General features: G+C 40.1%; 19 protein-coding genes and 1 pseudogene. 14 read left to right on the forward strand and 6 right to left on the reverse strand.

Annotated features, from left to right (window positions below; all coding sequences use genetic code 11):
• Window positions 1-67 precede the first annotated feature (67 nt).
• Together GBI66_RS12555 and GBI66_RS12560 are read left to right on the forward strand one after the other, a co-directional pair.
• Window positions 68-898 (forward strand): alpha/beta fold hydrolase, encoded by an 831-nt coding sequence (locus GBI66_RS12555; protein WP_151716336.1) that lies wholly within the window; start codon window positions 68-70, stop codon window positions 896-898.
• Between the two features lie 211 nt (window positions 899-1109).
• Window positions 1110-2348 (forward strand): NADH:flavin oxidoreductase/NADH oxidase family protein, encoded by a 1239-nt coding sequence (locus tag GBI66_RS12560; RefSeq protein ID WP_151716337.1) that lies wholly within the window; start codon window positions 1110-1112, stop codon window positions 2346-2348.
• 173 nt (window positions 2349-2521) lie between these two features.
• On the opposite strand, the gene GBI66_RS12565 is transcribed toward GBI66_RS12560, so the two are convergent.
• From GBI66_RS12565 to GBI66_RS12575, 3 genes are all read right to left on the reverse strand, one after another.
• Window positions 2522-3568 (reverse strand): acetoacetate decarboxylase, encoded by a 1047-nt coding sequence (locus tag GBI66_RS12565; RefSeq protein ID WP_151716338.1) that lies wholly within the window; start codon window positions 3566-3568, stop codon window positions 2522-2524.
• A gap of 199 nt (window positions 3569-3767) precedes the next feature.
• Complete coding sequence (locus tag GBI66_RS12570) at window positions 3768-4574, reverse strand: type 1 glutamine amidotransferase domain-containing protein (RefSeq protein WP_151716339.1); 807 nt, start codon at window positions 4572-4574, stop codon at window positions 3768-3770.
• A gap of 127 nt (window positions 4575-4701) precedes the next feature.
• On the reverse strand, window positions 4702-5115 hold the full coding sequence (locus GBI66_RS12575) for a MerR family transcriptional regulator (RefSeq protein WP_005188404.1): 414 nt from the start codon (window positions 5113-5115) through the stop codon (window positions 4702-4704).
• Between the two features lie 90 nt (window positions 5116-5205).
• Between GBI66_RS12575 and GBI66_RS12580 the strand changes: the two genes are divergently transcribed.
• Window positions 5206-5901, forward strand: coding sequence for a type 1 glutamine amidotransferase domain-containing protein (locus GBI66_RS12580; RefSeq protein WP_151716340.1), 696 nt, complete (start codon window positions 5206-5208; stop codon window positions 5899-5901).
• Between the two features lie 97 nt (window positions 5902-5998).
• Here the strand turns inward: GBI66_RS12580 and GBI66_RS12585 are convergent, their stop codons facing one another.
• Complete coding sequence (locus GBI66_RS12585) at window positions 5999-6700, reverse strand: FMN-dependent NADH-azoreductase (RefSeq protein ID WP_151716341.1); 702 nt, start codon at window positions 6698-6700, stop codon at window positions 5999-6001.
• A 127-nt stretch (window positions 6701-6827) separates the two neighbouring features.
• Here GBI66_RS12585 and GBI66_RS12590 point away from each other — a divergent pair, with 127 nt between their 5' ends.
• From GBI66_RS12590 to GBI66_RS12635, 10 genes are all read left to right on the forward strand, one after another.
• Window positions 6828-7685 (forward strand): LysR family transcriptional regulator, encoded by an 858-nt coding sequence (locus GBI66_RS12590; RefSeq protein ID WP_151716342.1) that lies wholly within the window; start codon window positions 6828-6830, stop codon window positions 7683-7685.
• Window positions 7686-7836: 151 nt separating this feature from the next.
• Window positions 7837-8358 (forward strand): sigma-70 family RNA polymerase sigma factor, encoded by a 522-nt coding sequence (locus GBI66_RS12595; RefSeq protein ID WP_171494307.1) that lies wholly within the window; start codon window positions 7837-7839, stop codon window positions 8356-8358.
• Window positions 8359-9387, forward strand: coding sequence for a FecR family protein (locus tag GBI66_RS12600; RefSeq protein WP_151716344.1), 1029 nt, complete (start codon window positions 8359-8361; stop codon window positions 9385-9387). It abuts the gene before it with no gap.
• A gap of 148 nt (window positions 9388-9535) precedes the next feature.
• Entirely contained in the window at window positions 9536-12721 is a 3186-nt protein-coding gene (locus GBI66_RS12605; protein WP_151716345.1) for a TonB-dependent receptor, read from the forward strand.
• Between the two features lie 188 nt (window positions 12722-12909).
• Window positions 12910-13701 (forward strand): Slam-dependent surface lipoprotein, encoded by a 792-nt coding sequence (locus GBI66_RS12610; RefSeq protein ID WP_151716346.1) that lies wholly within the window; start codon window positions 12910-12912, stop codon window positions 13699-13701.
• A gap of 82 nt (window positions 13702-13783) precedes the next feature.
• A complete protein-coding gene (locus tag GBI66_RS12615; protein ID WP_151716347.1) occupies window positions 13784-15274 on the forward strand; it encodes a surface lipoprotein assembly modifier in 1491 nt (496 codons plus the stop codon).
• 10 nt (window positions 15275-15284) lie between these two features.
• Window positions 15285-16202, forward strand: coding sequence for an energy transducer TonB (locus GBI66_RS12620; RefSeq protein ID WP_151716348.1), 918 nt, complete (start codon window positions 15285-15287; stop codon window positions 16200-16202).
• 31 nt (window positions 16203-16233) lie between these two features.
• Window positions 16234-16833 (forward strand): biliverdin-producing heme oxygenase, encoded by a 600-nt coding sequence (locus GBI66_RS12625; RefSeq protein WP_151716349.1) that lies wholly within the window; start codon window positions 16234-16236, stop codon window positions 16831-16833.
• A 29-nt stretch (window positions 16834-16862) separates the two neighbouring features.
• Entirely contained in the window at window positions 16863-17309 is a 447-nt protein-coding gene (locus tag GBI66_RS12630; protein WP_151716350.1) for a YbaN family protein, read from the forward strand.
• Window positions 17310-17422: 113 nt separating this feature from the next.
• Window positions 17423-18097: a YjjG family noncanonical pyrimidine nucleotidase gene (locus GBI66_RS12635; RefSeq protein WP_151716351.1), complete on the forward strand. Its 675-nt coding sequence runs from the start codon at window positions 17423-17425 to the stop codon at window positions 18095-18097.
• Here GBI66_RS12635 and GBI66_RS12640 read toward each other — a convergent pair.
• Window positions 18092-18518, reverse strand: a pseudogene (locus GBI66_RS12640) (hypothetical protein). The gene GBI66_RS12635 and the pseudogene GBI66_RS12640 sit on opposite strands and share 6 nt — an antisense overlap.
• Before the next feature lie 163 nt (window positions 18519-18681).
• On the opposite strand from GBI66_RS12640, the gene mhpT reads away from it, so the two are divergent.
• Entirely contained in the window at window positions 18682-19944 is a 1263-nt protein-coding gene (mhpT, locus tag GBI66_RS12645; protein ID WP_151716352.1) for a 3-(3-hydroxy-phenyl)propionate transporter MhpT, read from the forward strand.
• Window positions 19945-20000: 56 nt separating this feature from the next.
• Here mhpT and GBI66_RS12650 read toward each other — a convergent pair whose 3' ends face one another.
• Window positions 20001-20432 (reverse strand): SRPBCC family protein, encoded by a 432-nt coding sequence (locus GBI66_RS12650; RefSeq protein ID WP_005188446.1) that lies wholly within the window; start codon window positions 20430-20432, stop codon window positions 20001-20003.
• Window positions 20433-20501 lie beyond the last annotated feature (69 nt).

Here is a 20501-nt window from a genome sequence, read left to right on the forward strand (position 1 = left end):
TATAAGTGAATTAATTAGAACATAGATCATGAATCGACAGTGTAAATCTTACACAGGAGAAACAAAGATGGCATTCGTTACGACAAAAGATGGTGTAGATATTTTTTATAAAGATTGGGGACCTCGCGATGCACAGGTCTTATTTTTTCATCATGGTTGGCCACTCAGCTCAGATGATTGGGATGCCCAACTATTATTCTTTTTAAATGAAGGTTTCCGTGTTGTCGCATATGACCGTCGCGGGCATGGTCGTTCCAGTCAAGTCTGGGATGGGCACGATATGGACCATTATGCAGATGATGTTGCAGCCGTGGTACAGCATCTTGGGATTAAAAACGCGATTCATATCGGCCATTCAACAGGTGGTGGTGAGGTGGCTCACTATATCGCACGTCATGGCGAAGCGAATGTTGCCAAGGCTGTTTTAGTGAGTGCGGTGCCACCTATTATGGTCAAAACAGCGAATAATCCTGATGGTCTGCCTAAAGAAGTGTTTGATGGCTTGCAAAATCAGTTATTTAAAAACCGCTCGCAATTTTACTATGATTTACCAGCGGGGCCTTTCTATGGTTTTAACCGTCCAGATGCAAATCCGTCTGAACCTGTGATCTGGAATTGGTGGCGTCAGGGCATGATGGGTGGCGCAAAAGCACATTATGATGGCATTGTGGCTTTTTCTCAGACCGATTTTACTGAAGACTTGAAAAAAATTTCAGTCCCTGTACTTGTTATGCATGGTGACGATGATCAGGTGGTACCGTATGAAAATTCTGGGGCACTATCTGCCAAATTAGTACAAAACGGGACTTTAAAAACCTATAAAGGTTTTTCTCATGGCATGTTAACCGTAAATGCAGATGTCATTAATCCAGACCTATTGGCATTTATTCGCTCATAAGCTGTATTGATTTGATTAAAAATCCTATTCAAGAATAGAGGCATATTTGCCTCTATTTTTTATTTAAGGATTTTTTTGATATTGGTATCACTTGTTAAGTTTATGATTTTATTTCGATGATTTGAAAATATTAATAAAGTGCAATCAAACCTATTGACATTAAAGTTTACTTTAATCTTAAAGTAAACCCATACTCAATGAGGTAATCAAAATGAAAGTCTTTGAACAATTATTTTTCCCGAATGGTTCACACATCCCCAATCGCATTGCAAAAGCAGCAATGGAAGAAAATATGGCAGACTTAAATCATGCGCCATCTGAAGAGCTGATGCGGTTATACCAAGCTTGGGCGGATGGAGGTGTAGGTTTGATTATCACAGGTAATGTCATGGTAGATCGTCGTGCCATGACAGGGCCAGGTGGGGTTGTACTGGAAGATGAAAAATATTTGGATACCTTCAAACGCTGGGCACAAATCGGTCGTTCGAAGGGTGCGCAAGTGTGGTTGCAAATCAATCACCCAGGCCGTCAAATGCAATCTAATTTAGGACAAGAGACTTGGGCACCATCAGCGGTCGCTTTAGATCTAGGCAAAATGTCAGATCGTTTTAATACCCCGATTGAAATGAACCAAGACATGATTAATGAAGTGATCCAACGTTTTGCCAACACCGCACGTCTAGGAGAAAAAGCAGGCTTTACTGGTGTTGAAATCCATGCGGCGCATGGTTATTTACTCAGTCAGTTTCTTTCGCCACTCAGTAATAAGCGCCAAGATCAATGGGGTGGCTCTTTGGAAAATCGTGCACGTATTTTGATTGAGATTGTTAAAGCGGTACGTGCTGTGGTTTCAGACAGATTTACAGTGGCGGTGAAGCTGAACTCGGCTGACTTCCAACGCGGTGGTTTTAGTGCTGAAGATGCACAGCAAGTGGTTATGATGCTTAACGAACTGGCTGTTGATCTGGTTGAGTTATCTGGCGGTAGCTATGAAGCACCAGCAATGCAAGGTCAGGCACGCGATGGACGTACCTTGGCGCGAGAAGCTTACTTCTTAGAGTTTGCTCAAGAAATTGGTAAAGTGGCCAAGATGCCTGTGATGGTGACGGGAGGAATCCGTCGCAAACAAGTGGCTGAACAGGTCATTGAAAGTGGTGTTGATATGGTTGGAATTGCTACAGCTTTGGCAATTGATCCAAATCTCCCAAATGAGTGGAAACAAGGGCAAAATACGGCACCAGAGTTGAAAGCAATTACTTGGGAAAATAAAACTTTAGCGTCGCTTGCCAATATGGCTATAGTGAAGTTCCAGTTACGTAAACTCAGTCTTGGTAAATCGACCAATCCAAAAGTTTCTCCGCTTTGGGCGTTGATTTTGCAACAATCAGCAATGACATGTCGTACACGCCAATATAAAAATCGGATGCGTACATATTCATTTGCATCTTAAGCTGAGCAACAAGTTGCCAATACTTAGCTAATAGATTGAACAACAGCCAATTGCAGAACAATCTGTAATTGGCTTTTTTATGGGCAAGCAATTAAAAACATTGGAAAGGAAAAAGTGGTTTCTGATCATAAAAAATCCGCTTTATTCAGAAAGCGGATTTTTTTCTCATATATCTATTTTGTATTTTCTTTAGCTTGATCTAATGCAGGAAAAGGAACGGGCATATTAAGTGCTAATTGAGCATCTTTTACTACATCTAAACGTAATATCTTGTTTGCACCTAAGTCATCAAGTAATTTGCTCAGCGGGCCGCCGCTGCGAACAAGTTGCACATTTTTAGGAAATAGCTTCTGTCCAAATGCAAGGGTATTCGATTCCACAGAAGTGCTGTGCCATTTACCATCAACCAACTGATACATAGTTTTGGTTTCAATTCGTGATTGCGGCTTTACCGTTTTTATTTTAGGTAGAGGCGCTGTCAGACTTAAATCAGGTTTGCCATCGGTATTAAAAATGTGGGCTTGCAGCTCATGGCTACCAATTTTCATATCAATTGGGGTTAACCACTTAGGTAGTTGATAACCATAAACGCCACGAACACGGGCGATTTCTGTATCAACAGGCAAGGCCAGTACATGTCCATAATAAGTATGATTTCGCATAGAGCTTAACAATTCAATGCTATTAAAGTGATGTGCACCAGGCTGACGAACCACAATGGCAACAGAAACCTCATCGTAGGGATCGACATCCCCCACGGCATAAGAGAAGAAAGTCAGTGAAACCAAGCCATAACCAGGAAGTGGCTGTAAAGGTTGAAGTGGAGCGGGGAGCTTAGCTTTTAATTTTGCAATAGGCGCTAACATCAATACTTGAAGATTACTGGTCCGATAATAAAAATTAGGTGACCAGACTTTACCTACTCGGGTATCAACCAGCTTTTTAGGAATTGTACGGAAGTAATCAATATTGCCTGCTGCAGGATCTTTTGCAACTTCATCTAAGTTTGGGTTCATACGGAAGCGATCATAATAGCCACCTTTAGGTACGGCGACTTTATAAGGTCCAAATTCAACGACAGTCGTTTGCTTTGCATTTGGAGCAGTAATATTACTCGTGGTGGCATTGATTGGGGCCTCAGCTGCATAGCTTGCTGTGCCGAGTAATAAGCCGATGGATATCGTAACGATGTTACGAGTTAAAGCAAAATTGTTGAACATGTTGATGTTCCTCCTATTAACCTACATGAAATGCTAAGATTAAAGCTAACTTTAAGGTCAAGCGTTTTCAGAGGAAGAAAATCAATCAACAGAGGAAGCTGAATGGATCAGATATTCAATTGAGGGCAAAAGAGGGTTTTAGGTCAATTTAATTTGATAAAAAGACCAGCTGTTTTGAGCTGGCTTTTTATTAACGATTTTAATTCAAAGTTTTTAACCGTTTGACAACAGCTTCAGCAATTTCTTTACTGGATTGTGGATTTTGCCCAGTGATAATTCGATCATCAGCGATCACAAAAGAAGTAAATGGAAAGAAAGCTCGTTTATATGTTGCTCCTCGTTGTACTAATCCATCTTGCAACGAGAAAGGCACTTGAGACTTAATTCCTGATAAAGTCTCTTCAATATTGGCAAAACCTGTAACAGTACGACCTGCAATGAGTGCTTTACCCGTTGGGGTTTGAAGCGGCAATAACCCACCTACACCGTGACATACTGCAGATACAACACCCCCTTGCTGATAAATCTTTTCGCTGATCTGCTTTAGGCCTTGGTTGTTGGGAAAATCCCACATGGTGCCATGTCCACCCGTGTAATAAATCGCTTTATAGTGGGAAGTATCAATAGCATTGGGTGCTAGTGTATTGCTTAAACGTTGCATGAATTGGGGATCAGCCAAGTGTTTTTTTGCTGATTGATCAACATAAATCGGCTTAAGACTACGTTCATCTAGCGGTACAGCACCACCTTGTGGACTGACAAAATCCATGTCATAGCCAGCCGCTTGCGCTACATCATAAAAATGGGTGAGTTCAGTCAGCCACAATCCTGTCGTATCTGATCGAGTTGGATAAGCTGAGTGGTTGGTCATCACCACCAAAATTTTGCCTTTTGGCTTGGCTTGTATATGTTGTTGAGCAGCTTCGGTTGCATAGGTCATATTACTGATGAATATGAGCATAAAAATGCCAATCAACCACTTTGCAAAGTTCCAAACTTTAAACATGACAGGTTCCTCATTTGATACCTGAAGTTGATGCTATGTTTAAAGTGAGGTTTAAGGTCAAGTACTTTTGCGCATTTCTTGATGAGTTGTCTTTGTGATTGCAACTTAAAAACTGATAATTGACGTATTAGACTTTGTCGTTGGTATAGTACAGATTGAGCAAACGCTGTGCATTTTCTTCGCAGGTAATTTCATCTGGTTTGCTATTGATCGCCACAATCATCATTTGCAGATTTTGCTTACTCACTGCCAGTTTTTGCTCTAGTTCTTCAATATCTTTGATCTTGCTTTCGAGCAAGCCAATGAGAATGTCATGATTCCATGAAGAGACATTCGATGGTAAGAACGCTTTAATTTCTGTCAGAGAAAAGCCGACTTGCTGTGCTTGTTGGATCAGGAATAGCTGTTTGAGATCATTTTCACTATATTCCCGATAGCCATTTGATTTGCGTTTAGCCTTCGGTAATAGCTTGATTTGCTCATAATAACGAATGGTTGGGGTGCTTAAACCACTTTGTTTAGATAATTCACTGATATTCATTACTGATTTTCTCTTGACATTAAAGCAAACTTTAAGCTTATAGTGATGCAAAAGCAAGATTAAAAATAAATCAAAAAGCAGAGGTGAAAGATGTCAAAACGTATTCTCCATGTGGTAACTAACATCTCTAAATATGAGGGTATTGATCGTCCAACTGGATTATGGTTAGGGGAACTGACGCATGCCTATGATGAGTTTGAAAAGCAACATTATATTCAAGATATTGTTAGCCCAAACGGAGGTTATTCGCCGATAGAACCAAAATCATTAGAGCGTTTTGTTGCCGATGCTTCTGTGCTTAAACGTAAAAATGATCCTGCTTTTATGCAGTTATTGGAAACCACCCAAAAGCCCTCTGAGATTAACTGGCAAGATTATGACGCCATCTATTACACTGGTGGGCATGGGGTCATGTGGGACTTCCTAGACAATGCTGAATTGCAGAACATCACCAAAAATATTTATGAACATGGTGGCATTGTTGCCAGTGTCTGTCATGGTTATTGTGGATTGCTCAATGTTCAGTTATCAAATGGACAATATTTAATTCAAGGGAAAAAGCTGACAGGTTTTACATGGTGTGAAGAAGTATTGGCTGGTGTGGCAAAGAAAGTACCTTATAACGCTGAAGAACTGGCAAAACAACGTGGCGCACTTTATCAAAGAAAATTCATTCCATTTCTACCCAATGTCGTGCGTGATGCGAACCTGATTACAGGACAGAATCCATTTTCTGCACGTGTTACCGCATTTGCGATAATTGATGCTTTAGAAGCTAAAGCATGAATTTTTCATTAGTGAAAAAAGTTAAAGAGAACATGGATAAAGTGATCTATAAGAATCACGCTATCCATTAATCTTCTACTTATTTTAGATGTCGAAATTATTCATATTCCATATGCAACGCGCTGTTCCGTTGCTGAAAAAGTGCTAGTTTTGTTGCGAGTGTTTCTGCTTGATTCAATGCATTGTCTAAAGATTTTTGATGTCTAATATCTGCAAATTCCTGATATTCAGATGCAATTTCATCAATATGCTCAACCCCTAAATATTTGCTTAAAGTACGTAAATGCGGCACAAGATGGCTTTGATTGGCACGAATACCATCGGCATCAAAACCAAATTCTCCACTTGACGTGATAATCACCAAGCGTTTACCTGACAGTAAAGGTTGGAGTGGAAAGTCTCCACGCGCAAGGTCAAAGTCAAAGGTTTTATTAATACGGATAATTTGATCAAACCACGCTTTTAATTGTGCAGGCATACCATAGTTATACATCGGTGATGAAATCACGATAAGATCGGCTGCTGCAACTTCGGCAATCAATTGATCAGATAAGGCTAAGATTTCCTTTTGCGCGGTTGTTCTTTTTTCTTCAGGGCTAAACACAGCACCAATCCAGTCTTGATTAATAAAAGCGGTTGGATTCATGCCTACATCACGATAAATATACTCATCTATCACTTGTTGCTGTTGTAAAGTCTCAATAAAGCGTTTTGCGATATTTTTGGAAATGGAATTATGACTTGGATTCGGATTGAAAGCTGCTCGAACACTGGCATCAATATGTAATAGGGTTGTCATGATGAGTCACTCTAGAAATTAAAAGATAAATTCATCTTAAGAGATCATAACTGGCTGGACAAACCAGTAAATTGCAGCTATGAATGAGTTAAATTCATCTATAAAACTTATTTATGGAGTGTTGAAAATGCAGGTTTCTTTACAAGCATTGAAAGCATTTGAATCTGCTGCTCGTTTAGGCAGTTTTAAATTGGCTGCGGAGGAATTGTCTTTGACACCAACTGCCATTTCTCATCACGTCAGCAATTTGGAAAGCCGCTTAAATGTGGATTTGTTTTATCGACAGGTTCGAAAAATCAGCTTAACAGAGACTGGCGAAAAATTAGCGATCGCAATATCTAAAGGATTTCGGACTATTGAAGATGCTTTAGAAGAGGTGAGTACCGCCAGCCGAGTGATTAAGATCACCACAACGTCATCCTTGGCAGCAATGATTTTGATTCCAGCCATGCAGACCTTTTCACAACTCCATCCAGAAATCGAGCTTGAGATCTCTACAGGTGAAAGTTTGGAAAATCATCTGTATGCACTGCCAATTCGCTATGGGGCTGTTGCATCGGTTTCCACTACAGACATTATTAAACATGAGTCATTTAATGTATTTGCAGCCGCAGAGCTATATACAGAGGATTGGGCTGAACAATCGATTACGCTGTTTAACACTGAATGGAAAAATAAGAATTTGCCTAAACCGCCATTGCAAACATGGCTTGAGAAAAATAGTTTTGAGGGCAAAAACATAACTGTGCATCACTTTGACCAAGAAATTTTTGGTATTCAAGAAGCCCTGATGGCCAATGGATTGGTATTTTGCTCAAACACATTGGTCAGTCGACTAATACAGGCAAAATTGATGCAATCATTAGCAACTGAAAGTGTGCAATCCGAATTATGTTATTACATTCCAGACAAAGAACAATTAAAGCGTAGAAATCGGCATATGAATGAACTGATTTTGTGGATAGAAGCACTGTTAAATCAATAAATTATTGCTTGTTACTGTATTCTAAGAGCAGTGGAATATTGAACTTGTGCTTATAAAAATAACAGTCAACTAAAGTTTGTGCGATTCTTTCTTGATTTTATAAATGATAATAATTATCATTTAATCACACTTTGTTTTGAGTCAAATGATTGTGAACAAAACCCCTATGCTTGTAGATCAGTTATACAGAAACCATAGAGGCTGGCTTCATCAATGGTTGAGACAAAAAATAGGCAACACTGAGCAAGCCGCTGATCTGGTGCAAGACACCTTTATCAAATTACTGCAAACACGGGATGAACTGCTGGGCATTAAAGAACCTCGCGCTTATCTTACTTCAATAGCAAAAAACTTACTCATCGACCAAGTCCGCCGCAAACGAATTGAACAGGCTTATTTAGATGGCTTGAGCCAGATGGAATACATGCTGGATACGGTTGCTTCGCCAGAAGATCAAATGCAGATTATTCAGGCGTTGGACCAGCTTTGTAAAGCCTTAGAAGATGTCTCTGCTAAAGCACAACAAGCATTTATATTGCATTACCTTGAAGGTTATACCCATAAGGAAACGGCCGAACGATTGGGTGTTTCAACCAAAATGATTCAGAAATATCTAGCAAACTGTCTGGCGCGCTGCTATCTGATTCGTTTAGAAATGGATGTCAGCATTTAAATGGCAATCGATAAACAAGATCATCATCAACTGGTTGAGGAGGCTGCATTATGGATTGTGCAGTTAAGTTCAGATGATGAGTCGACCCGAAAAAATGCACAATTGCAGTTTAATCAATGGAAACATAACAGCCAGCAACATCAAAAAATTGCAGCTGATATCGAGCAGTGTATTCGCTCAATCCAAAAAGTATCTCAAACGGCACAGCATAAAAAAGTGGTTCAATCAGCACTTAAAGCAGGTTTGGGGTCTGCAAAAGCATATAAGCATGTTCGTGCGGGGAGTGCATTTGCGATTGCATTCGTTATCATCAGTGGCAGTTTCCTTTATATGTCTGATACTTCTATGGCCTATATCAGCGCAGATATTCAAAGCGATTCGGCGCAGTGGACAACACAAACCTTACAAGATGGTTCGCGCTTAATTCTGCGCGGCAAGAGTGCAGTCAATATTGATTTTCAGGCAAAGCAAAGAGTAGTCGAATTGGTTCAAGGGCAGATTTATGTTGATGTTGCCAAAGACCCAAATCGCCCATTTTTAGTCAAAACCAAACATGGGCAGATTCAAGCGCTTGGAACGGCATTTAGTGTGACTTTTAGGCCTTCGGCAACAGAGTTAAAAATGTTGCATTCGCGAGTTCGTGTACAAGCCGCAGCGAATGAATATGCCAACCAGCAAGTGATTGTAAGCGCGGGACAAGCCGTCAGTATGAATCAAAATGGCGTACAGTCACTGCCCGCACTAAATATTTATAATGAACAACAAAAATGGAATAAGCATCAATTGATGGTAGAAGATTTACCGCTCGATCAGGTGTTAAAAGAATTAGATCAAAACTATAAAGGCAAAATCTTGTTTAATGGCGAAGCATTGCGAGATATCCAAGTAAATGCGGTGTTGCCATTAGACCAAACACAAGATGCACTTAAATTATTAGCAACAGTATTTCCCAACTTAAAGGTATATCAAATTACACCTTATCTCATTGTTATTTCATTAAAAAATAGTCGGTATATGCATGTCAAATGAACGCATTTTAAAAAAGTTTTTATTTTTTTAAAATTTAGGTTCCACTTTTTTTAAAGCTGTTCGTCATAGTAAGTAGAGGCAATAAATTTGGGATCATTTTATTCTAACAAGTTTAATGATTCTTATTTACATTTACTGGGGTGGCAAAATGAAGAACGTTGGAAAGGGTCAAATGCGTAATCGGAACTTATTTCGATTTTCAACACTCGCATTTGCAATACATACAGTTTGTATTGGTAGTCTGACTTTACCTTTACAATCGGCTTATGCAGAAACAGTTGGAACAAAAGCCTACAATATCCCAGCGGGAACCTTAGCCAATGTATTGAATCAATTTGCTGAACAATCTGGGACTTCAATTGCAATTGATGCACAACAATTAAAAGGTCAATACAGTTCTGGATTAAAAGGCAATTATGCATTAGAGCAAGGCTTTGAACATATATTAGTATCTTCAGCATTCTATGCAGTCAAAGTCGGACAGGGTTATACACTGACGAAAAAGACCACTCAAAATGCCAATACCGCGTCTGTTACTGCGAATGCAGTAGTGAACAAGACAGCATCTGCGCAGACTTTGGATGACGAAGTTTCAGTCCGTTTGACACCGCTTGTGGTCTATGGTCAACAAGATCGCGATACTCAGGGCAGCAATAGAGTTTATGATGCCAATCGGTCTTCTGTCTATGCAGGAAAAGACTATATTGAGCGCTTTAAAGGCACCAATCCAGCCGATGTTTTACAAGGGATGGTGGGTGTTTATAGTGGCGATGCCCGTAATAGTGGTGCTTTAGATCCAAGTGTTCGTGGCGTGCAGGGTGTAGGTCGAGTACCTTTAACCATCGATGGAACTGAACAGTCGATTGCAGTATGGCGTGGCTATAATGGCGTAAATAACCGAAACTATATCGATCTGAATCTGATCGCGGGCATTGAGGTCATTAAAGGGCCATCATTAGAAAGAAATACTACTACCTCAGTCGGCGGTGGTGTGGTGGTCAAGACTTTAGAAGCAGATGATATTGTTCGTCCAGGTCAAACCTTTGGTGCAGAATTAAAAGTAGAAGGCTCAACCAACTCTATTGATCCATCGTTACCAGATATGAGCAAGGTCGGCAAGAATTATAATGATACAACACCTTGGAATGATGTGGAGGGTAAAAAGTATGATCCCGACATATACAAGAAGAATCGAACTAAAAATGATAATTCTAACTTCTCGGGGGATGACCTAGCAGGTCGACTGGCGTTGGCAATGAAGCAGGATAAATTTGATTTATTGGCAGTTTATGCTGTTCGTGAACGTGGCAACTATTTTTCGGGTACACACGGTTCGGGCTATTATAAACGAGCAGAACCGAGCAATAGCCTCGATTTTATTCCTTATTTTGCGCATTCCTATAAACCTGGTGATGAAGTTCCGAATACCTCTAGTCAAATGGAGTCTTGGTTATTTAAAGCAAACTATCGACCAACTGATGAGCAAGCCCTAAAACTAACTTATCGAGACACCAAAAATAGATTTGGTGAGATCATGCCTTCACGGATTGAGTGGGGTTTGACACCTGAAATTGGTGTACCGCAGTGGCCTCTTAGTGATATTCGTTCCAAGGCCTATAGCTTGGAATATAAGTTCAAACCCGAAACTAATCAGTGGGTCGATTTCTACGCCAATATTTGGCAGACCGATACAGAAAGCCAGACCTATACACGCGGTGGTTGGCCAACGACCATCGATTTTCGAGACAATCGCATTATTAATACGGCCATTAGCCATTCTGACAACCGACGTCAAGGTATTAATATCAGCAATAAAGCCCTATTAACAGACCAACTTAATTTAACCTTGGGCGGAAGCTTCTTAAAAGAAAAACTGACCTCTGATGATGTCTATGGTGAATATGGCCCAATGTATAGCCTATTTCAGGCTTTACCGCGTGCAGGCCGCCGTGAAGAAAAAACCTTTGATTTTAATTTTAACTATCGACCAGCCTCTTGGCTAAGCTTTGATGCGGGTATGCGCTATCGCTCATACTGGGCTTTTGATGATTTCTTAAATAAATCTCTAAGAGATGGGGTCGATCCTGCATTAAACCCATTATTTACCAAGAAAAGTAAACTCAAAGAATATAGCTTTGAATATGTAACAATGCCTGAAAGTTACAATGCTCAGCAGCAGCGTATGTTAGATCGGTTCTCACAGCGCTATGCCACCAAAAATCCAGATTGGGATGGAAAGTTAGAAAGTGTTCCTGCATCGGAAACACAGTTGTATAACCTCATTTGGACACAGAAGAATACGCTCACCTGGAAAGCAGATGAAAATGGTCATTTGGCTTTGGCTGATAATGTATTAGATCGACTGAATGCCTTAGGTCAAAAATATGTAATTACTGGCAATGGCAATCTTAGCCCTGCGGTGATTGAACAGGTTCCAATTGAGTTAGCGCAGAAAGTAAGAGACAGTGGTTGGGCACCTCAACTCGGTGCATCCATTCACTTAACTGATAATAATCGGCTTTATGTCCGTTATGCAGAAGAGTATCGATTACCCAGCTTATTTGAAAGTACGGTCGGTTTCTCTGCGATGATGCCATATCAAGCGATTAAACCCGAACATGCGTTTAATTATGAAGTGGGTTATGTCTATGACATGCGTGATTGGTTAAGCTCAGCACGAAATGCCGATATTAAACTGGCGTATTACTACAACAAAACCAAAAACGTGATTGAGCGAAATCAAAATCTGATTTTCACCAATATGGATGAGCAAAAGCTTTCTGGTTTAGAACTGCAAAGCCGTTTTGATAATGGTGCTTTCTTTAGCGATTTGAGTTTGGCTTATAACCTCAAAAATGAAGTCTGTGATACCAATAGTGCTATCGATAAAATGATTAACAGTGGAACGGTACAAACGGATCAAGGCATCCAATTCCGTGATGCTTATCAACGGTGTGTTGATGATGGTTTTCCTAATGGTTATCTCGTCACCATGTCGACACCTGAACTCAGCGCACATGCATTATTGGGCGCACGTTTTCTAGATGAAAGACTGGAACTCGGCGCACGAGCAACATTCTACAAAGGCTACGAAAGCCCTCTACGTAAAAATAACGATGCGGGTATCAATAAAGGCTACTACCTCAACGTACCATTAGCTTGGGATGATACGTGGATTTTTGATGCTTATGCACGCTATCAAGTTGACACCTATAACACGGTTGAATTTGTCGGAAATAACCTTTCAAACCAATTCTATATCGATCCACTCACTCGGAGTGCAATGGCTGCACCAGGCCGCACACTGAAAGTCAGCTGGACCACTAAGTTTTAACACAGAATTTAATTTCCTCTTTTAAAAAGCGGGAATTAGATGGGCGTAAATAATTAATTTGAATGATTATTATTTACAAAACTAAAGAGCAGTTATAGATCCCAGCTGCTCATACAACTAAAAAGATAACGATATCGTTATCTTCATTGAAACAATAACTTAGTTTTAGAAAAATGGAGTAACAATAAATGAAAATCTCTCAACTGTTCATCGGTCTCGTTGCATGTTCTGCTGTATTTGCTCATGCAGGTATTGAAGGTGCTTCTAGCAATGAAGCAAATATCAAAGTCGGTGCGGCAGCAAGTACCAGTCATCCAGGTGGTGCAGCTGCAGTTTCTGTGCAGGCTGCAGGTGCGCCATATAACGCTTTTACAGGCTTTAGTTCACTAAAAGGTTTAGCGCAAGCATTTTCTGCGCAAGGCACAAGTAATACTAATGTCACTGTTGGTACCAAGACATTTAATATCTCCCATATTCCTGTATCTGCAATGCCGCCTTCACACAGTGCTTTAGGTAATTTTAATTTTGGTCAAGTCGGCACACAGGAAGTTTATTTCGGTGAATGGTGGAAAGCAGGTGATACACCTGCAAGCGCAAGCCATACGGTTTATTACGCTGGTGACAATACCAATACCACAGTACCAACTGCAGGTACTGCAACATATACCGTTGCAGGGATTAATGGCTCAGCAACTAATCTGCTAAGTGGTAATTTCACTGCGAACTTTGGTGCAGGTACTTTGGAAGGTTCATTAGCTGGAACAGGTACAACCGTTTCAAACGTAACACTTGATGGTGTGACGTTTAATCCAGGTTCAGCTGCATTTAGTGGATTTGCAATTGCAAATGGTACAGCTGGCTTGAATGACTCAGGTATTGTTCAGGGGCATTTCTTTGGTGCAAATGCGGCTGCTTTAGCAGGTATCGCGAAATTTGACAATATTTCTTATAACACTGCATTTGGCGGTGCGAAGAACTAATTATGGCAAAAGGAATCTACAACTGTAGATTCCTTTTTCTTGTTTAAGACTTGATGATTTTATTTTGTGTTTTACGGTTTTTATGAAAAGAACATTGCTGTGTTGTCTGATTTTTTTAGCTGGTTCATCACTCTATGCAGATGATGATACTCAACTTCGTCTGAATCAAAACTTAGATCAAAACGTATTACAACAACAGCATCAACTACAACAACAAGGGGCAATTCGGAGCACCGATGAACTACCCAATATTGTGATTAATGGTCAAGTATTTAAAGTTGAAAAAAATCAAGATGACCTCGCAAAGGCCTTATATTTGGCGGTTATGCAAAAACAATGGGGCAATGCTGCGGTTTATTTAAAACATTATCAGCAATATCAAGGCCATGATGAGGCTTTAACGGATTTTGCCGAAGGTGCGTTAGCACGTGCTCAGGGACAGCTCAAATTAGCAGAGCAAAAATTTCAAAGCAGTCTCAATAAACAACCGAATAATCTGATTTGTGAACTAGAGTTAGCGCGCGTGCTGTTTGAACAGCAGAAGAACAAACAAGCAGCACGCCTTTTTACATCAATTCAGAGCAAGCTAGGACAAAGCTATCGTGCGGTGATACCACCAGAAGTAGAACAAACAGTTAATCTGTTCGTCAAAGCACTGGATCAACGGGACTCATGGCAAGGCAGTGTTGCGATAGGTCCATCCTATGCCACGAATCTGAATAGTTCTTCTGAACAAAGCAAAACATGGACCTTGTATGGCATTGATGACAAGGGCAATGCGACCCCCATTCAAGAAATTAGACGTGGCAGCCCAAAAGCAGCATCAGCAACGGGTATGGATTATGAAGCCAGTTTGATCAAACGCTTTTCTCTCTATGGCAACCATGGCGTTTCCTTACGTGGTTTAGCCTATGGGCAATCCTACGATGATCATGCTGACTATAATGAATCCACCCTAAATATTAATGCAGGCTATAGTTTTTTCGATTTAAAAAATCAGATCAGTATTGCACCACTGTTTGAACATAAACGTTATGCCAATGATGGTTTATACAATGCATGGGGGGCACGTGCTGAATGGATGCGATTTATTGCTGCAGACAAAGCATTCAAGCTAGAAGCTGAAATCAAAGATCTGGACTATCAAAAATATAAAACGCTAGATGGTAAAGAAAGCTCAGCGATGTTCACGTTTTGGAAGATTCTACCTAAGCAATGGACATTATTTAGTGGACTGGATGTACTAGATCATGACACGCAAGAAAAATACATGGCGGCCTATCAACAACAAGGCATACGCTTCGGGTTGAGCAAGTCTTGGAATGCTGGGTTGAATACTACCTTGTTCAGTTCATATCGCTGGCGGCAGTTTGATCGGTATGCCGAAAGTCTAGAAGCCCGTCGTCATGATTTTGAACAAAATTATACATTCGTGGTGCAGATGCCCCGATTTAAATTTTATGGTGTGACGCCAAATCTGACTTATCGTTATAACCACAACAGTAGTAATGTTGACTGGCTGTATTCCTATGATAAACACAATGTCAGCTTAAAGCTTGAACATCGTTTTTAGGGGGATGACGATGAAATCAAAGCTCCAGTATCCACTTTATGAATTGATAGCAAAACCACCATCTATTGTGGTTTTTGCACATTCCCATCATAAGTCAGTCGTAGTATTGCTAGTCATTGTGCTTCATCTAGTTGGATTATGGTTTCTGAGTCATATTATTGAGCCTTATACTTTGGCCACTTCGCCGAAAGTAAATGCCCTTAAAGTACGCTTTGTATCATTAGCACCAGCAGAACATGTATCTCCCCAAACAACAGCCCAGAGTGCTATTACTCATCCCCCAAAACAACAGCCCTTACAAAAAGAATCTGAACTTTCTGCTTCACAACAAAGTGCTGAGACCATAGAGCAAAAGATATTCATCAGTCAAAATGCAACGAATACCGTACAACAAAAACAACCGAGTCAAAAAGATCACTCCGTCGCATCACAGCCAAACCAAACTGTTGCAACTCAATCTGTAGAAAAAAAAGAACCCAAAAAACAAATACAGGCTGATCAACAATCTACTGCTGTCAATGAAAACCAGCAAATGCAGAAAGAGCGATTTGGAGAAAACCAATCATTCTCTGGTGGCGTAAAAGTACCCGCAGCACAACAGGAACTAAGCCGAGCCCCTGAAAGTCAGGTTGAGCGTGATGAACCTGTTCAAGTCAGTAGTGTTGATGTGCTGAGTTTTGGAAAGTTTAGCTACGATGATCGGGAACTGAGACAACAAAATCGCATGGTGGAGTTGCGTTTACGTATCAATGAAAACGGGCAGCCTATCGATATCCAATTAAAACAAAGTTCAGGTATTTCCAGCTTAGATGAACGTGTTCTAAACGCAGCGCAACACTCCAAATTTAAACCCTACAAAGTCAATGGCCAAGCAGTGGCTATTGTCGTTGATTTCCCAGTGCAACTTAAACTCAGTCGGAGTCGATAGCCGATGAGTAATATTCTTTTTTAGGAGAATGATGATGAACGCAGCAACAGAACAAATGGTTGCCAATAGCCTTTCTCAACGCTTAAAGCAAGAAACGGCGGCGGAGCATGAAAGAATGCATCGCTTAATGGCACAGGCGGATGTATTTGCAAGCAAAGAAAAATATGCGCAATTCACTTTGTCTCAATACTATTTTCAACAGGAAATTGAGCATCTTTTTGAACAAGACGGTGTCTCTGGATTAATTCCTGATCTTGGTATCCGTGGTCGTTCTCAGCAAGCTTTTGCAGATTTACAAGATTTGGGCATTCAGCCAGCAGGACAACCGTTGCAAAGCACAGAGGTTAAATTACCTGAGGCATTGGGCTGGATTTATGTTTCTGAAGGATCAACCTTGGGGGCTGCTTTTTTATTTAAACAAGCTCAAAAAAGCTTAGGGTTCTCTGAAACATTTGCTGCACGTAACCTTGCTGCTTATCCAGAAGGACGAGCCAAGGTGTGGAAACGTTTCGTTGAAGCACTCGATGATGCTGCTTTTGATCAAGTCTTACAAGATCGCGTTGTGCAAGGTGCTTTAGATGCATTTGGTTATTTTGGTAAAGCATTAACTCAACTCGATGAGTTGAAATAATCCATTAAGCACGAAAGGCATAATTCGGTATGGAGGTCATTAATCGCATGGATAATGAGATGAAAACAGATATTTTGTCACAACCGCCACAGCCAGCAAGCAAATTAGCACGCTCAGTTTGGTGGCGATTCTTATTTATCTGCCTCGCCTGGTTATGCATTGGTCTCGGCATACTTGGAATTTTTATTCCAGGTTTACCAACTGTTGACTTTATTTTATTGGCTGTTTTCTTTGCTGCAAGAGGATCAGAAAAGCTGCATCAATGGTTTCTGAATCATCGTTTTATTGGCCCAATTATCAAAGAATGGCAAGAAAATAGACGTATTCCCAAAAAAGCAAAATACATGTCCACGCTCAGTATGAGTGTCGCTGCGGGGATTATGATCTGGACCATTCCACATCCTTGGGTCGTTTATCCTCTTGTGGCGTGTATGGCAGTCGTATTGATCTGGATGTGGATGAGAGATAAAGACTGAAAGTGATTTAACACCAAGATAACGATTATTGAGCAGGCCTAAACGGCTTGCTCTTTTATCTATCGGTATAATAAAATTATTTCACTATTTGCTTCGGTTGTAAGATTACTCAGATGTATAAGGCTATATTCTTTGATATTGACGATACTTTGCTTGATTTTAGCGTAGCCAACCGCTCTGCATTTGTTAAATCGTTTGGGCAATTTAACTTACAGCATGATGATTTGACTTATTCTACCTATAAAAATATTAATCATCAGCTATGGGAAAAACAGAAGTTAGGTCAAATTACAGTACAGAATGTGATTGATTATCGATTTAAAGAATTATTTTTGGCTTTGAATATTGAATTAGATCATGATCATTTTCGGGATACCTTCCAAGGCAATTTAGCCAAAGAGCATACCCTTGAAGATGGGGCAACTGAAGCAATTCAATACCTGAGCCAAAAATATAAGTTATTTGCGGCATCTAATAGTTTTCTGAATCAACAAAAATCACGTTTGGGCTTGGCTGGTCTGTTATCACATTTTTCTGATTTATATATTTCAGATGACATCGGCTATGAGAAGCCTGATCAACGTTTTTTCGAAACCTGTCTGCGTAGAAGTAACATTGCGAAAGAAGAAGTCTTATTCATTGGCGATAGCTTAGAAGCTGATATGAAAGGAGCTGCTTCCTGTGAAATTTCGACCTGTTGGTACAACCCTAAAAATTTACCCAATCAATTGCAATTAAATATCACACATACCATTCAGCATTTATCTGATTTAGTAAAGATTTTATAAATCGATGCTATCTGGCTGATGGGATTTTAGATGAATCAAAATCAGCCAGTAACAGACCGCTGGGATGAGAGCAATAAACAAGGAAAAAATATCCGCATAAACCAGCCACCATTGCTTTGGGAGTTGGCCTGTATGAGCCCAAGCTAAAAGAGTAAAAAAAGGTGCCGCAACGACGAATGAGCTTAAGCAGATTGTCAGAAAATTCAGATACTGATAGCGGTTTAAGACAAGCGAGAACATGAATGAAAATGGAACAGTTAAAAGGCAATAAGCCAAATAAACCAGAAGATGCCCGACAATAACTGCAAATATTGAACCGAGTTTAAACTCATTGTTCATGACACAGTACAGCCATAAAACAGAGTAAGGGAATTGGAGCCAATAGCAGCGATTTTAAAATGATCTTTTTCTGATATTTCAAATCAAATCCCTCAAACCACGAAATTATGAATTGCATAATTTTAATACATATTGCGTAACTATATTCGCTCTGCTAGTCTTTTTAGCGACTTTAAAGGATATTTAAATCTATATTTGGAATTTTAGATCGATAAACTGGAAGAATCAAAAAAGGGAAGATAACAATGTTAAAAGAGACCAATATAGAGGAAGGCACTTCAAAACAAGCAATCGTGATTACACTCATCCTATGTTTCATTTTTGCTATTATTGAAGGGTTTGATCTGCAATCTATGGGTGTTGCTGCGCCACGGATGAAAGCAGAAATGCTGTTAAACAGTACCGAGATGGGCTGGGTGTTCAGTGCTGCGGTTCTAGGCACATTGCCAGGTGCGTTGATCGCTGGACGAATTGCTGATTCGATTGGTCGCAAAAAAGTATTTATCACTTCGATTGCAATTTTTGGGCTGATGTCCTTACTGACGCCATTTACCAAAGATCTGAACTCCTTACTTTTAGTTCGCTTTCTGACTGGACTCGGTATGGGTGGAGCTTTACCCATCGTGATTACCATGGTTTCTGAAGCGGTACCTGAAAAGTATAAAGCGACGGCTGTCAGTGCGATGTATTGCGGTATGCCGATAGGCGGTGTTTTGACTTCCTTGGTTGCCTTGTCTTTGACAGCAGATCATGAATGGCGACATATCTTTTATATAGGCGGAATTGCGCCTTTAATTTTAGTTCCTATTCTTATTTTATTTTTACCTGAATCAAAAGCTTATTTAAATAAAATTCCTCAGGCCACTACACAAAAACCAAGTGTGTTAAACGTCCTTTTTGCCAAACCACGTGTCGTGGTGACGTCTAGTCTATGGCTCAGCTTTTTTGGTACCTTGTTGGTTTTAGCATTGTTTCAGAACTGGTTACCGACGTTAATCTCAGGACTAGGACTCGATAAGCAACAAGCCAGTTATATTCAGATTGGTTTTAATTTAGGTGGTTCGATTGGAGTATTGATTTTAGGTTTGATGTTGGATCGACTAAATAAATTCTTTATCGTTGCCAGTGTTTATACGGGCATTCTGGTTTCATTGATTGGTTTGGCCTATTCCAATAGCGCGTCGAGTTTTATCTTGTTTGCTACATGTTGTGGTATGTTCGTGATTGGTTGCCAGTCAATTTTATACACCTTGGCAGCCAAGTATTATCCTACTGAAATGCGAGGCACGGGAGTGGGGGCTGCGGTTGCTGTAGGACGCTTAGGTGCTTTTGCAGGGCCTTTAGTTGCAGGTTATCTACTCGGAACTGGGCAAAGTGAGATTGTTGTAATTGCCTCTAGTATTCCTATGATCTTATTGGCCGCAATCTCTGCATTAATTTTACTACGCAAGCCAGAGCATTCAATTACTCGAAAAGAACCTCTAGGCACAGTGACATCTTCACTTTAAACATAGCGTAAACCTTGACGGTAAGAACTAAACCGTCAAGGAGTGCATAAACAACATTAAAATTTTAGTTTTTTCAGACCACGGTTGATACCATTTTGTAGTGCCGCCTTAATAATTGGACCAATCAAAGGAACACGGCCTTTAAAGCTAATGGTGTAATCCAAGCGAGTGCGATCACCGCCTAAATCTGTAAATTTCATAACACCACGATGCGCTTTAATTGGACTAATGCCACTGGTAATCGCATATTCAATCAATTCATTTTCTTGGTAAACCAAGTTTGTTTCAACAAATGACGGAGCTAAGGGAATAGAAAGTTTACGCGCAGAGCCAACGCCGTTTCGAGCATCTTTACCATTATTAATGCGTGTGATTTTTGCGGGTGCAAATATTTTGTTGAGATTTTCATGTTCACTGAGAACTGCAAAGACCTTGTCTATCGGTGCATTGAATTCTTGTATTATCTTGACCTGTTGTGTTTTTAACATATTGGAACCCTTCCAAACAAATTGACATAATGAATTGTCAGTATTTGGATGTTAGCATGCTTTTTGTCC

The organism is Acinetobacter sp. TUM15071 (assembly GCF_008980925.1).
Classification (GTDB): Bacteria; Pseudomonadota; Gammaproteobacteria; order Pseudomonadales; family Moraxellaceae; genus Acinetobacter; species Acinetobacter dispersus.

What these genes read in the sequence shown, in the direction of transcription:
- GBI66_RS12555 (WP_151716336.1), top strand. Translation starts at nt 68, where the DNA reads ATGGCATTCGTTACGACAAAAGATGGTGTAGATATTTTTTATAAAGAT.
- GBI66_RS12560 (WP_151716337.1), top strand. Translation starts at nt 1,110, where the DNA reads ATGAAAGTCTTTGAACAATTATTTTTCCCGAATGGTTCACACATCCCC.
- GBI66_RS12565 (WP_151716338.1), bottom strand. Translation starts at nt 3,568, where the DNA reads ATGTTCAACAATTTTGCTTTAACTCGTAACATCGTTACGATATCCATC.
- GBI66_RS12570 (WP_151716339.1), bottom strand. Translation starts at nt 4,574, where the DNA reads ATGTTTAAAGTTTGGAACTTTGCAAAGTGGTTGATTGGCATTTTTATG.
- GBI66_RS12575 (WP_005188404.1), bottom strand. Translation starts at nt 5,115, where the DNA reads ATGAATATCAGTGAATTATCTAAACAAAGTGGTTTAAGCACCCCAACC.
- GBI66_RS12580 (WP_151716340.1), top strand. Translation starts at nt 5,206, where the DNA reads ATGTCAAAACGTATTCTCCATGTGGTAACTAACATCTCTAAATATGAG.
- GBI66_RS12585 (WP_151716341.1), bottom strand. Translation starts at nt 6,700, where the DNA reads ATGACAACCCTATTACATATTGATGCCAGTGTTCGAGCAGCTTTCAAT.
- GBI66_RS12590 (WP_151716342.1), top strand. Translation starts at nt 6,828, where the DNA reads ATGCAGGTTTCTTTACAAGCATTGAAAGCATTTGAATCTGCTGCTCGT.
- GBI66_RS12600 (WP_151716344.1), top strand. Translation starts at nt 8,359, where the DNA reads ATGGCAATCGATAAACAAGATCATCATCAACTGGTTGAGGAGGCTGCA.
- GBI66_RS12605 (WP_151716345.1), top strand. Translation starts at nt 9,536, where the DNA reads ATGAAGAACGTTGGAAAGGGTCAAATGCGTAATCGGAACTTATTTCGA.
- GBI66_RS12610 (WP_151716346.1), top strand. Translation starts at nt 12,910, where the DNA reads ATGAAAATCTCTCAACTGTTCATCGGTCTCGTTGCATGTTCTGCTGTA.
- GBI66_RS12615 (WP_151716347.1), top strand. Translation starts at nt 13,784, where the DNA reads ATGAAAAGAACATTGCTGTGTTGTCTGATTTTTTTAGCTGGTTCATCA.
- GBI66_RS12620 (WP_151716348.1), top strand. Translation starts at nt 15,285, where the DNA reads ATGAAATCAAAGCTCCAGTATCCACTTTATGAATTGATAGCAAAACCA.
- GBI66_RS12625 (WP_151716349.1), top strand. Translation starts at nt 16,234, where the DNA reads ATGATGAACGCAGCAACAGAACAAATGGTTGCCAATAGCCTTTCTCAA.
- GBI66_RS12630 (WP_151716350.1), top strand. Translation starts at nt 16,863, where the DNA reads ATGGAGGTCATTAATCGCATGGATAATGAGATGAAAACAGATATTTTG.
- GBI66_RS12635 (WP_151716351.1), top strand. Translation starts at nt 17,423, where the DNA reads ATGTATAAGGCTATATTCTTTGATATTGACGATACTTTGCTTGATTTT.
- mhpT (WP_151716352.1), top strand. Translation starts at nt 18,682, where the DNA reads ATGTTAAAAGAGACCAATATAGAGGAAGGCACTTCAAAACAAGCAATC.
- GBI66_RS12650 (WP_005188446.1), bottom strand. Translation starts at nt 20,432, where the DNA reads ATGTTAAAAACACAACAGGTCAAGATAATACAAGAATTCAATGCACCG.